Source organism: Vibrio gazogenes (assembly GCF_002196515.1).
Classification (GTDB): Bacteria; Pseudomonadota; Gammaproteobacteria; order Enterobacterales; family Vibrionaceae; genus Vibrio; species Vibrio gazogenes_A.
In genome coordinates this window covers 1,570,240-1,582,308 of the sequence record NZ_CP018835.1, presented here as the reverse complement: position 1 = coordinate 1,582,308, position 12,069 = coordinate 1,570,240, and the positions used below count along the sequence as shown (strand labels likewise).

10 protein-coding genes and 5 tRNA genes are annotated in these 12,069 nt (G+C 44.9%); 12 read left to right on the top strand and 3 right to left on the bottom strand.

Annotation, left to right across the window (positions count from 1 at the left end; genetic code table 11):
• Positions 1–17: 17 nt before the first annotated feature.
• Together asd and rsgA are read right to left on the bottom strand one after the other, a co-directional pair.
• Complete coding sequence (gene asd, locus BSQ33_RS07135; RefSeq protein WP_027694401.1) at positions 18–875, bottom strand: archaetidylserine decarboxylase; 858 nt, start codon at positions 873–875, stop codon at positions 18–20.
• Positions 876–960: 85 nt separating this feature from the next.
• Positions 961–2,022, bottom strand: a complete 1,062-nt coding sequence (gene rsgA, locus BSQ33_RS07130; protein ID WP_088133732.1) for a small ribosomal subunit biogenesis GTPase RsgA — start codon at positions 2,020–2,022, stop codon at positions 961–963.
• A gap of 139 nt (positions 2,023–2,161) precedes the next feature.
• Here rsgA and orn point away from each other — a divergent pair, with 139 nt between their 5' ends.
• The 6 genes from orn (at position 2,162) to BSQ33_RS07100 (ending at position 3,351) form a co-directional block, all read left to right on the top strand.
• Positions 2,162–2,707: an oligoribonuclease gene (gene orn / locus BSQ33_RS07125; RefSeq protein ID WP_021021736.1), complete on the top strand. Its 546-nt coding sequence runs from the start codon at positions 2,162–2,164 to the stop codon at positions 2,705–2,707.
• Positions 2,708–2,850: 143 nt separating this feature from the next.
• Positions 2,851–2,926: transfer RNA gene (locus BSQ33_RS07120), tRNA-Gly, on the top strand.
• A 37-nt stretch (positions 2,927–2,963) separates the two neighbouring features.
• Positions 2,964–3,040: transfer RNA gene (locus BSQ33_RS07115), tRNA-Met, on the top strand.
• A gap of 23 nt (positions 3,041–3,063) precedes the next feature.
• Positions 3,064–3,139: transfer RNA gene (locus BSQ33_RS07110), tRNA-Gly, on the top strand.
• 36 nt (positions 3,140–3,175) lie between these two features.
• Positions 3,176–3,252, top strand: a tRNA-Met gene (locus BSQ33_RS07105).
• A gap of 23 nt (positions 3,253–3,275) precedes the next feature.
• Positions 3,276–3,351 (top strand) — tRNA-Gly (locus BSQ33_RS07100).
• A gap of 537 nt (positions 3,352–3,888) precedes the next feature.
• Here BSQ33_RS07100 and queG read toward each other — a convergent pair.
• Positions 3,889–5,004, bottom strand: a complete 1,116-nt coding sequence (gene queG / locus BSQ33_RS07095) for a tRNA epoxyqueuosine(34) reductase QueG (RefSeq protein WP_021021735.1) — start codon at positions 5,002–5,004, stop codon at positions 3,889–3,891.
• A gap of 198 nt (positions 5,005–5,202) precedes the next feature.
• On the opposite strand from queG, the gene tsaE reads away from it, so the two are divergent.
• The 6 genes from tsaE to hflX all read left to right on the top strand — a co-directional run bounded on the left by tsaE (position 5,203) and on the right by hflX (position 12,059).
• Complete coding sequence (gene tsaE, locus BSQ33_RS07090) at positions 5,203–5,664, top strand: tRNA (adenosine(37)-N6)-threonylcarbamoyltransferase complex ATPase subunit type 1 TsaE (protein WP_021021734.1); 462 nt, start codon at positions 5,203–5,205, stop codon at positions 5,662–5,664.
• On the top strand, positions 5,661–7,382 hold the full coding sequence (locus tag BSQ33_RS07085; RefSeq protein WP_088133731.1) for an N-acetylmuramoyl-L-alanine amidase: 1,722 nt from the start codon (positions 5,661–5,663) through the stop codon (positions 7,380–7,382). Before tsaE ends, BSQ33_RS07085 begins: the two co-directional genes overlap by 4 nt.
• 5 nt (positions 7,383–7,387) lie before the next feature.
• Positions 7,388–9,349 carry a DNA mismatch repair endonuclease MutL gene (mutL, locus tag BSQ33_RS07080; RefSeq protein ID WP_088133730.1) on the top strand — a complete coding sequence of 654 codons (1,962 nt, stop codon included), beginning with the start codon at positions 7,388–7,390 and terminating at the stop codon, positions 9,347–9,349.
• Positions 9,346–10,293 (top strand): tRNA (adenosine(37)-N6)-dimethylallyltransferase MiaA, encoded by a 948-nt coding sequence (gene miaA, locus BSQ33_RS07075; RefSeq protein ID WP_088133729.1) that lies wholly within the window; start codon positions 9,346–9,348, stop codon positions 10,291–10,293. Before mutL ends, miaA begins: the two co-directional genes overlap by 4 nt.
• A gap of 183 nt (positions 10,294–10,476) precedes the next feature.
• Positions 10,477–10,737 carry an RNA chaperone Hfq gene (gene hfq, locus BSQ33_RS07070; RefSeq protein ID WP_021021730.1) on the top strand — a complete coding sequence of 87 codons (261 nt, stop codon included), beginning with the start codon at positions 10,477–10,479 and terminating at the stop codon, positions 10,735–10,737.
• 32 nt (positions 10,738–10,769) lie between these two features.
• Positions 10,770–12,059, top strand: coding sequence for a ribosome rescue GTPase HflX (gene hflX, locus BSQ33_RS07065; protein WP_021021729.1), 1,290 nt, complete (start codon positions 10,770–10,772; stop codon positions 12,057–12,059).
• The last annotated feature ends 10 nt before the right edge of the window (positions 12,060–12,069 follow it).

Below are 12,069 nucleotides of genomic sequence, written 5' to 3'. Positions count from 1 at the left end.
TACCATTTTGGGGCTTATTATTTCCGATGGGCATATACATCGCCCATTAATGTGGGCAGTGTTATATCCATTGCATCATCAAAACGGATTTGCTCTTTTGCAAATAAATTGATCACAGTCGAGCCGAGTTTGAAGCGTCCCATTTCTTGGCCTTTCTTCAGGTGAACAGCGTTATCCCCTTCAGATGGATAATCCCAACGATAAATCGAATTACCTCGTGGCGGTGTAATACAACCATCCCAGACACACTCAATACTGCCGACGATGGTTGCGCCAACCAGAACCTGTGCCAAAGGACCGAATGGTGTATCAAATATACAGACGACACGTTCATTCCGAGCAAATAGATTTGGTACATTTTCAGCAGTGAGTGGATTGACCGAAAATAAATCGCCAGGGATATAAATCATTTGTCGCAAGACACCATCACAAGGCATGTGAACGCGGTGATAATCTCGTGGTGATAAATACAATGTTGCGAATCCACCGCCTGAAAACTGCTCTGCTAGTTCAGGATCTCCGCCAAGTAGTTCCAGTGCAGAATAAGTATGACCTTTTGCCTGAATGAGTTGTCCGTCCATGATTGGGCCAAACTGACTGATACATGCATCCGCAGGGTAGACTAAGACATCATCTCCTTCTGCTATCGGCCTAGCGTCCGGTTTAAGCGCACGAACAAAAAAATCATTGAAGGTTTTAAAATGAGTCGGATCCGTATGCAAGGCCTCATGCATGTTGACTTGATAGTGTTTGATAAACCAGCGGATAACCGAAGTCGTCAGAATCCCGGCTTTTGCGGCAGCAAGTTTCCCCATCAGTCGTGTTAGCGCATGTTGAGGTAACCAGTATTGTAATCCAATTTTAAATTTATCCATGGTTTTCATTCAGTCTCATCGACTCCATATCAGTTAAACAGCGGAATGTTACTGAATATCCTTCAGGATGTCAGTAGCCACAATTTTACAGATCTGCTTTTTTATTTCTTGAATACTGCCGATTGGCTTTATTTTCGCTCATGCTTTCCAGAATTCGGTGGTAGTTTTCATATCTGACTTCACTGATGTCACCGTTTTCTACCGCTTCACGAATGATACAACCGGGATCATCATCGTGTTTACAGTCTCGGAATTTGCAGCCGCCTAAATAGGGACGAAATTCAACATAAGCTTGCGTAATTTCTTCCGGTGTCAAATGCCATAATCCGAACTCTCTGACCCCGGGAGAATCGATCAAATCACCGCCTGTCGGAATATGATAGAGCCTCGCAGCTGTGGTGGTATGTTGTCCCAAGCCTGAGTTGGCAGAAACATCTCCTTCTTCAATGACCGTTTCCAGATTTGGCAAAATGGCATTGATCAGACTGGATTTACCGACACCGGACTGACCGACAAAAACATTGATTTTATCTTGTAAGTAGGACTCAAGTTGTTCGAGACCTTCCCCGGTTTTCCGGCTGACGAAAAGAGACGGGTACCCCAGTTTTTCATAAGTTGTCATCCACTCTTGGAACGCCAACTTCTGCTCTGTGCTGAGTAAATCGACCTTATTCAACACCAGAAGTGGTTGAATGTTCAGGGTTTCCGCGACGATCAAGTAGCGATCAATGATATTCAGCGACAGTTCAGGAAGAACGGAAGAGACAATAATGACTTGATCAATATTGGCAGCAACAGGTTTTAAACCATCGTAGTAATCAGGGCGCGTCAGAATCGAGTGTCTTGGTTCAACCGCTTCAACAACACCGGAAATACCTGCCATGATATCTAGCCCTGAACGCCAGATAACCCGGTCGCCAGAGACTAATGTTTCGATGCCTCGGCGCAGATTACAGCGATGAATTTCCCGAGTTTGTAAATCTTCAATATCAGCATGTTGACCAAAACGACTGATAACCAACCCTGGTTTGGTTGAACCCAGCATCGATTCATCCCATTCCACGGTGGTTTCTTGTTTTAAGCGTTTTGTCTGGTTATGCCGGACACGACGGACTTGTCCTTTGGTTAATTTTTTCTTTTTACCCACAATATTACTTTCACTGTGTTAAAGCTGAGTGGTATGAACCATTGATGTCGCTGACAGCATTCATCGGTTCAAACTATCTCACCGCGTATAATTTGGGTATAGTACATTTTTTATTATCAAACCTATACAGGTAAGTGTAATGGCTTTAAATGATCAAAATCTGATTTGGATTGATTTAGAGATGACAGGTCTCGATCCGGAAGTACACAAGATTATTGAAATTGCCACGATTGTGACAGATAGCGAATTAAACATTCTGGCTGAAGGCCCGGTACTCGCGATTCATCAATCAGAGCAAGAGTTGGCTAAGATGGATGAATGGTGTGTAACGACGCATACCCAAAGTGGTTTGGTGGAACGGGTACGGCAAAGTGCGGTGACTGAAGCAGAAGCAGTCCGATTGACGATCCAGTTTTTAGAACAGTGGGTCCCCAAAGGGAAATCGCCAATCTGCGGAAACAGTATTGGTCAGGATCGTCGTTTTCTGGTGAAGTATATGCCGGCGTTGGAAGCTTATTTCCATTATCGATATCTGGATGTGAGTACGTTGAAAGAGCTGACCAAACGTTGGCAGCCAGAGATTTTGGATGGATTTCAGAAGAAGGGAAGCCATCTAGCGTTGGATGACATCCGGGAATCGATTGCTGAACTGCAATATTATCGAAAAACAATATTGACGATTTGAATGATTTGAGAGCATTACAATGCGATATTGTTCGCTTTTTCTGCAATCTAAAAAAAAACTCAGTTTTTTTAAATGAAAAGCTTGCATCAGAAAAAAATGCTCTTATAATTCGCAGCCCTAAACGACGTAAAGCGTTGTTTTGTGCGACACTAGCTCAGTTGGTAGAGCGCAACCTTGCCAAGGTTGAGGTCACGGGTTCGAACCCCGTGTGTCGCTCCAGAATACATATTACTGCTTGAGTAGTAATGTGAATGGACGCGGGATGGAGCAGTTTGGTAGCTCGTCGGGCTCATAACCCGAAGGTCGTCGGTTCAAATCCGGCTCCCGCAACCAATTTTAATTTTAGTTAATGATATGCGACACTAGCTCAGTTGGTAGAGCGCAACCTTGCCAAGGTTGAGGTCACGGGTTCGAACCCCGTGTGTCGCTCCAAGTTTCATATTAGCGCTTAAGCGGTAATATCATGGACGCGGGATGGAGCAGTTTGGTAGCTCGTCGGGCTCATAACCCGAAGGTCGTCGGTTCAAATCCGGCTCCCGCAACCAATTTTAATTTAGTTTAATGACATGCGACACTAGCTCAGTTGGTAGAGCGCAACCTTGCCAAGGTTGAGGTCACGGGTTCGAACCCCGTGTGTCGCTCCAGTTCAGAATTAATGCTAAATTTGTCACGCTCTTTCTTCATGCTGTGAAGCATAAACTCCTTACAAAAATATCCAGTCGAACAGGCCGACTAATATACTCCTGTTTTTACCCAATCTGTACACTGACGAACCCTGATGAAACCAGTGCTGCACGTGAGATGTCTAATTTTCGCTAACAGAGTTATCCACAGAATCTGGTTTGTGGATAAGTCGGTGGGTAATCTATTTTTGGTGAGACAGGAAAAGGAGATAGCAAAAGATCTTGTAAAACAACTGAGTTATAGTTGGAAATGCTTATTTTTACTAACTGTATGTTTTTAAATGAGTTTAGCTGTTTTGTTTAGTTGTGAACAACATTTGTAATTGATCTTTTGTGTCGCATGCATTGATCCTTGTCATATCTTTGCAATGTGGTTAACTCTTCCAATCACAAACAAAAAAAGTGAATGTGAAAGTTTTTTCCACATCAAAATATTTGGGCATCATGTCAAAATAAGTTGTAATTTTGCTTGAGTCGCTTGCTTGACAAGGCAGTAAGCTATGCGTCTCTGGGTAATCCCTTCTGAATAATACGAATCAGTCTGTCATGCTTCCGATTTTGTTCTTGTCGCTGTTTTTGTTGATGCTGCTCTAACGACCAACGGATATGAACATCCAGTAATTCTGTTTCTCCCATCCGCTTTTCTAAAGCTAGCACAATTTGTTCAGAATAAGGGGCGTTTCCCATGGCGATCGCAATATTTCTTAACCATTGCTGGTGGCCAATACGTCGAATCGCTGAACCTTCGGTGTTTTGTAAGAAAGTTTCTTCCTCCCATTCAAATAGCTCGACCAGATCTGGATGAGCAAAAACATTTCGACGATGAAAGTCTGATTGCTCGGTGAGGGAAGCAGCGCGATTCCAGGGACAAACTAACTGACAATCATCACACCCATAAATACGGTTACCAATCGCTTTGCGAAACTCAAGTGGGATGATTCCCGAAAATTCGATAGTGAGATATGAAATGCAGCGTCTGGCATCGACGACACCGTCAGCGACGATTGCACCAGTAGGGCAAGAGGTCACACATGCTCGACAATGACCACATTGGTTCTGACTCGGTTGATCAACTGGCAGTGGGATATCCACCAATAACTCTCCGAGAAAAAACCATGAGCCTGCGTCTTGATCCAGAATCAGTGAATGCTTCCCCGTCCAGCCTAGCCCAGCTTTCTGAGCTAGGGGGCGCTCTAGAATCGGGGCTGAATCAACAAAAGGTCGAGCATTGAGCTCCCCGACTTCTTGTCTAATCTTATCCCCGAGTTTTTTCAGTTGTTTTCTTACCAGCTTATGGTAGTCACGCCCCAACGCATAGCGACTAATATAGGCGTGAGTGGGAGTATCCAGATTACTGGCAAAGTGGGCTTGTGGCGGTAAGTAATTCATGCGAACGCTGATGACACGTATTGTGCCCGGATGAAGTTCTTGCGGTCTTGCCCGCAACATTCCGTGACGAGCCATCCAGTCCATATCACCGTGATACCCAGCATCTAACCAGCGTTGCAGCTCAGCCTCATGTTCGGTGAGATCAACATCACAGATACCGACTTTCTCAAATCCAAGTGCTTGAGCCCAGATTTTGATTTTATCTGCTAATGCTTGATAGTCCATGGTGCTCACTCGGTAAAATGGGACAGGGATCTTAACGGATCCATATGGGTAGATCCAGTGAGTGATCTTAGGGAATAGTGGACATGTCAGGAATGTTTTTTCCAATCCCTTACAGAAGAATACTTGTCTCTTGATTCCAACCCAGTTTACTATCGGAGTCCGTAAATGAATTTGTTAACAATATAAGAGATCGAATTGATGGAGACGAAGACGCTGCTATTAAAGGATGAGGCTGAAACCGTAAGATTAGGCAGTCATCTTGCTTTGATATGTTCTCGTCAAACAACGTTCTACTTGCATGGCGATTTAGGGGCAGGAAAAACAACATTGTGCCGAGGCTTCATTCAAGCCTTAGGGCATCAGGGGAATGTAAAAAGCCCGACTTACACTTTGGTCGAACCTTATCAGCTAGATCAATGGCAAGTTTATCATTTTGACCTCTATCGGTTGGCAGATCCAGAAGAGCTCGAGTTTATGGGCATCCGAGATTATTTTACCCCTGATGCAATCTGTTTGGTTGAGTGGCCGGAAAAAGGTGCAGGTCTATTGCCTTCGGCTGATATAGAGATAGATATTCGCTATGACGGAGAGAGCAGAATTGTTGTTCTGTCTGCAAACGGTGAATACGGACGAACGTTACTGAGTCAGTTGGAGTTATGAGAAACGTTAAGTACCTTTATTCTTTCATTTTTGTTTTTTTAGGTTTAGTTACCTTAACTGTCAGCCAGTTTGCGCAGGCAAATTCTATTCAAGGTATTCGAGTTTGGCCTTCTCCGGATGAAACACGTGTTGTTATCGATCTGAGCGGAGAAGCCCATTACAGTTATTTTACGTTGAGCCATCCTAGTCGGCTTGTCATTGATTTAGCGAATACTGGTGTTCGGGCCAAGCTCCCAATAGCGGTCAGCGATAGTGACGTGCTGAAAAAAATCAGAAAGAGCTCGCCCCCAAAGTCAGGCACGTATCGTCTGGTGTTCGAACTCAAGAAAAAAGTATCGCCACAAATATTTAAACTGGCTCCCACACCCAAACAGGAATACGGGCATCGTCTTGTCATTGATTTGCCTCATGATGAATCGAGTTCAAATTCTAGCGCCTCGTCTTCTTCAACCGCCCAGGTTGCGAAAGATGCCTCTCAGTATCAAGGGAACGCCGATATTGTCGTTGCAATTGATGCTGGACACGGTGGGGAAGATCCCGGCTCTATCGGGCCAAAGGGCAAATACGAGAAAAATGTAACATTAAGTGTGGCGAAAAAACTTGCCGCCCAACTCAATGCTGTTCCCGGAATGAGAGCGGTACTGACTCGCAAAGGTGATTATTTTGTCAATCTTAACCGACGTTCTGAGATTGCCAGAAAAAATAAAGCGCATCTGTTGATTTCCATTCATGCGGATGCGTTTACGTCGCCAAAACCCAGAGGCGCTTCTGTGTTTGTGCTGAATACCCGTCGTGCCAATACCGAAATTGCAAAGTGGGTCGAAGATCATGAACGCCAATCTGAGTTGCTCGGTGGGGCTGGGCAGGTTTTGGCGAAAAGAAATAATGACAAAAATATTAGTCAGACCTTATTAGATTTACAGTTTAGCCATTCTCAGAAAGAAGGTTATACCGTCGCCAGAGATATCTTGAAAGAGTTAGGGAAGGTGGCCAGGCTACATAAAAAGACACCAGTTAATGCGAGCCTCGCGGTACTGAAGTCTCCGGATATTCCATCTGTTCTGGTTGAAACCGGATTTATTTCTAACCCGACAGAGGAACGTTTGTTATTTCAGAGTAGCCATCAGAATAAGCTCTCGAAAGCGATAGCAAAGGCAGTTGTGAACTACTTTGAAGATCGGCCGCCTGAGGGGACATTGTTTGCCAACCGTAAAAAAGCCAGAAAACATGTGGTTCAGTCTGGTGAATCTTTGTCTGTGATTGCCCAGAGATATGGTGTGAGCACTGCGACCTTAACACGTGAGAATCATTTGAAATCATCGATGTTGAAGGTTGGACAGGCTCTCATCATTCCAAGCAGTCATTCGAACCCGATTGTGGTGCCTGAAATCAAAAATCCGGTTGAAACTGAAGTGATTACGCATACAGTTAAATCCGGTGAATACTTGGGGGCGATTGCCAATAAGTATAAAGTGAGTGTCGGTGCGATACGTAAAGAAAATCGACTTCGCTCATCTGTCTTGCGTGTCGGTCAGAAGCTGAAAATTACAGTAAGCCTGAAAGATAAACCCTTACGAAAACATCAGGTTAAACGTGGTGAGTATTTAAGTAAGATTGCAAAAGACTATGGTGTGAGTATCGACAGTATCCGTCAGGCAAACCAGCTCCATTCAGATCAGTTAGCGGTTAAACAGATACTTATTATTCCCAATAGATAAATCCTATGACGATAGAAATTTTACCAGCTCGGTTGGCAAACCAGATTGCGGCCGGAGAAGTTGTTGAAAGACCGGCCTCAGTTGTAAAAGAGTTGGTTGAAAATAGTCTGGATTCCGGTGCTACCCGAATCGATATTGATATTGAGAAGGGGGGCGCGAAGCTGATCCGTGTCAGAGATAATGGACATGGGATTGAAAAAGATGAGCTCACGCTAGCCCTCAGTCGTCACGCGACTTCAAAAATTCACTCTCTTGATGATCTGGAAGCCATTATCAGTCTGGGATTCCGCGGGGAAGCGCTGGCAAGTATCAGTTCTGTCTCCCGTCTTTCGTTAACATCGCGTCCGGCAACGCAGGATGAGGCATGGCTGGCTTATAGTGAAGGCCGTGATATGGCCGTACAACTTCAGCCTGCCGCCCATCCCGTGGGCACAACGGTTGAAGTGTTGGATCTGTTTTTTAATACGCCAGCCAGAAGAAAATTTTTACGGACAGAGAAAACTGAATTTACTCATATTGAAGAAGTGCTCAAACGGATTGCATTGAGTCGCTTTGATGTCACGATTTTCCTTAAGCACAATGGCAAAATCGTACGTCAGTATCGTGCAGCGCAGACTGAACCGCAAAAAGAAAAACGCATTGCTGCCGTCTGTGGTCAGCCATTCGTCAGGCATATGTTGAAGGTTGAACTTGAGCATCAGGGGCTGATATTGCATGGGTGGATCTCGACCCCCGAGGGAGCGAGACAACAAAGTGATTTGCAATATTGTTATGTTAACGGCCGTATGATGAAAGATAAATTGATCAATCATGCCATCCGTCAGAGTTATGAAAGGAGCTTGAACCCAGACCAGTATGCAGCTTATGTACTGTATATTGAGTTAGATCCACGACAGGTTGATGTCAATGTACATCCGGCGAAACATGAAGTGCGTTTTCATCAGGCGCGTTTGGTTCACGATTTTATCTATCAGGCCATCAGCAGTGCGCTTGCACAAGGGCAACACATTGATGAGCCGGCAGTCAGTCGATCCGCATTTCATCATCAGACGGTTGATGAGACCGATGAACCGTCAGAATCGCCCCAACTTTCATCACAATTACTCGATGCAATTGACAAAACGCCATCTTATCCGGGAAGAGTGAGTTCTGAGGATGCTCGGGGTAGTGTTCGGGAAAGCAGCCTCTCCCAGCCTTGGCAGTCACAGTCTGGGCGCTCGTCTTCTCTTGCTGGCGGGAGCAACTCAGGGAATCGGAGTCAGACCAAAGCGACGTCCCTGAAAGAAGCAAAAATTTATCAGCAATTAATGAGCGTCCCTCATGATCCTTCTGAGCCGAGCTCATCTGTAGCGGATACACATCATCCCCAAGGCGTGTTTGATAGTATTGAGACGAATGAGGTCAGGGCTCTGGGTAAAGCTGTTGCGGTGATTGAAGGGAAGTTCCTATTAATGAGTACCGGAAACGCCTGCTGTATGGTTGCGCTTGCGAGAGCCAATTACTTGCGGCTACAAAGGCAACTTGATGCCTCCTCGCAATCCCGCAAAGGACAGCCGCTTTTAGTTCCCTTGTCTTTGAAGGTGACGCGTGAGCAGCTATCCTGCGCGACATCGTATCAGGACGTTTTCTTACGACTGGGCATTGAGTTGAAAAAGCGTTCCTCCGATACCTTAATGGTGATGAGCGTCCCACAACCGCTCCGGCAGCAGAATTTGCAGAAATTAATTCCAGATCTGGTATCTTACGCCTCTTCTTTAAACCAGAATGATCCATCCGCACTGCTAGCCTGTGTGACAGAATGGCTGGCTGATTATGCGAATACCGAACAAAGTGACTACACTTTGTCACAAGCGATTCAACTCATCGCTGATGTTGAGCAGCTTTATTTTGAGCAACTGCCTTTAGAAGATAGGGCGTTTGTTCGTCCGGTGGATTTTTCGGCAACGATTACAGCATTTAACTCATGAGCCAACAACGACCTCTGGCCTTATTCTTAATGGGGCCAACCGCGTCAGGAAAAACTGATTTAGCAATCCGACTCTGTCAGCATTTTCCTATTGAAATCATTAGTGTTGATTCAGCATTGATTTACCGAGGCATGAATATCGGCACCGCCAAACCGACGGCAGCAGAACTGGCACAGGCACCTCATCGGTTGATCGATATTCTGGAACCTGAATTGGCCTATTCAGCAGCTGATTTTCGTCGGGATGCGCTCCAGCATATGCAAGAAATTGTGCAAAAAGGTAAGATCCCACTCTTGGTTGGCGGCACGATGTTGTATTTTAAAGCATTGCTCGAAGGATTATCTCCTTTACCGGCAGCCGACGCTGAGATTCGACAACAGATTGAACAAGAAGCTGCCGATTCAGGATGGTTGGTTCTTCACCAACAACTTGCTGAGATTGATCCAGAATCGGCTGAGCGGATCCACCCGAATGATCCGCAAAGGTTATCCAGAGCACTCGAAGTTTATCGAATTTCTGGAAAAACTTTGACTGAATTGACGCGAACAAAGGGAGAAGTGCTACCATTTGATGTGGTACAGTTCGCGATTGCGCCTCAGGAGCGCTCCGAGCTTCACCGGCGAATTGAAATTCGCTTTAATCAGATGATCGAAGCGGGATTTGAAGAAGAGGTCAAAGCGTTATATGCTCGTCAAGAGCTCCACGCAGATTTGCCTTCTATTCGTTGTGTCGGTTACCGACAGATGTGGGAGTATTTAGACGGGAATTGTTCGCTTGATGAAGCAATTTATCGTGGTATTTGTGCCACACGTCAATTAGCCAAACGCCAGATCACATGGCTCCGTAGCTGGAATGATCTGACTTGGTTGGATAGCGAGAATATTGACCAAGCGTATGAAATTATATCGAATTCGATAGCTTCTTATCGAGTACGCTGTGTATAATGTGATCGTTTTTGTGTCGTACATCCTTTATGGACATGTCACTTGAAATTTTGGTCCAGAAGCGCCATAACTTGAGTGTCTCAGGATGTTACTTTATTCGTTTAGCTCGGATGCAAAGGCTGCACAAAGCTTGGTGTACCACTAGCTAAATAATTAATACAAATAGAAAATAAGGAAAATAAAATGGCTAAGGGGCAATCTCTACAAGACCCATTCTTAAATGCATTACGTCGCGAGCGTATTCCTGTATCCATTTATTTGGTTAATGGTATTAAATTGCAGGGACAGATCGAATCGTTTGATCAGTTTGTCATTTTGTTGAAAAACACAGTCAATCAGATGGTATATAAGCACGCTATTTCAACGGTTGTTCCAGCCCGTGCGGTAAGCCATCATGGTGATCGTCCTGCTAATGAGCGTTCATCAGATAAATCAGACGATTAATCATATACAATATCTTATAAGGAGTTGATAGCTTGTTTGACCGTTATGAAGCCGGTGAGCGAGCCGTACTTGTTCATATCAACTTTACGCAAGAAGGGGAGTGGGAAGATCTCAGCGAATGTGAAATGCTGGTTAGTTCCGCTGGAGTCACGACACTACAAGTGATAACAGGTAGTCGTCAGGCTCCGCACCCCAAATACTACGTCGGTGAGGGTAAAGCTCAGGAAATCGCACAAGCTGTGATGCAAACTGAAGCTGAAATCGTAATCTTCAATCATGCCCTTTCTCCTGCCCAAGAGCGCAACCTTGAGGCGTTGTGTCAATGTCGAGTGATTGATCGTACTGGTTTGATCCTTGATATCTTTGCTCAGCGAGCACGAACCCATGAAGGGAAGCTACAAGTCGAACTTGCTCAGCTTCGCCATTTGTCAACTCGATTGGTTCGGGGTTGGACTCACCTTGAACGCCAGAAAGGCGGGATCGGTCTTCGGGGGCCCGGAGAAACACAGCTAGAAACAGACCGACGTTTATTGCGTGAGCGGATTAAAGCGATATTACGTCGCTTAGAAAAAGTTGCGAAACAACGAGAACAAGGGCGTAGAGCTCGAAACCGTGCTGAAGTACCCACGATATCACTCGTTGGTTATACAAATGCTGGTAAATCGACATTATTTAACTGCATTACCGAGGCGGGTGTTTATGCTGCCGATCAGCTATTTGCAACATTAGACCCCACCCTGAGAAGAATTCAGCTCGAAGATGTGGGTAATGCAATCTTGGCCGATACGGTGGGATTTATTCGTCATTTGCCCCACGATTTAGTGGCTGCTTTTAAAGCAACATTACAAGAAACTCAAGAAGCTGACATTTTGTTACATGTTGTAGATGCAAGTGATGAGCGTTTTCGTGACAATATAAGAGCTGTCGATGATGTGCTTGCTGAAATTGAAGCAGATGAAGTTCCGGTTCTGCTGGTGATGAACAAGATCGACAATATGGAAAGTCAGCAACCCAGAATTGAACGAGATGACGAAGGTGTCCCTCGAATCGTTTGGGTTTCAGCAATGGAAGGACTTGGTATTGAGCTACTTTTCCAAGCGCTGACAGAACGTTTAGCCGGACAAATCGTTCAATATCAACTGTGTATTCCACCTGAACATCAGGGCCGTATGCGCAGCTTCTTCTTCAAGAATCGATCAATTTTGCAGGAATCATATGATCAACAAGGAAATTTATTAATTTCTATTCGTATGCAACAGGCGGATTGGTCTAGACTAGAAAAAAGAGAACACGCAGTTTTATGTGACTTTATAGTTACTTAAAGGACTGCTA

Excerpts from the sequence above, each read along its gene's own strand:
- asd (WP_027694401.1), bottom strand. The coding sequence starts at position 875 with ATGGATAAATTTAAAATTGGATTACAATACTGGTTACCTCAACATGCG.
- orn (WP_021021736.1), top strand. The coding sequence starts at position 2,162 with ATGGCTTTAAATGATCAAAATCTGATTTGGATTGATTTAGAGATGACA.
- queG (WP_021021735.1), bottom strand. The coding sequence starts at position 5,004 with ATGGACTATCAAGCATTAGCAGATAAAATCAAAATCTGGGCTCAAGCA.
- tsaE (WP_021021734.1), top strand. The coding sequence starts at position 5,203 with ATGGAGACGAAGACGCTGCTATTAAAGGATGAGGCTGAAACCGTAAGA.
- BSQ33_RS07085 (WP_088133731.1), top strand. The coding sequence starts at position 5,661 with ATGAGAAACGTTAAGTACCTTTATTCTTTCATTTTTGTTTTTTTAGGT.
- mutL (WP_088133730.1), top strand. The coding sequence starts at position 7,388 with ATGACGATAGAAATTTTACCAGCTCGGTTGGCAAACCAGATTGCGGCC.
- miaA (WP_088133729.1), top strand. The coding sequence starts at position 9,346 with ATGAGCCAACAACGACCTCTGGCCTTATTCTTAATGGGGCCAACCGCG.
- hfq (WP_021021730.1), top strand. The coding sequence starts at position 10,477 with ATGGCTAAGGGGCAATCTCTACAAGACCCATTCTTAAATGCATTACGT.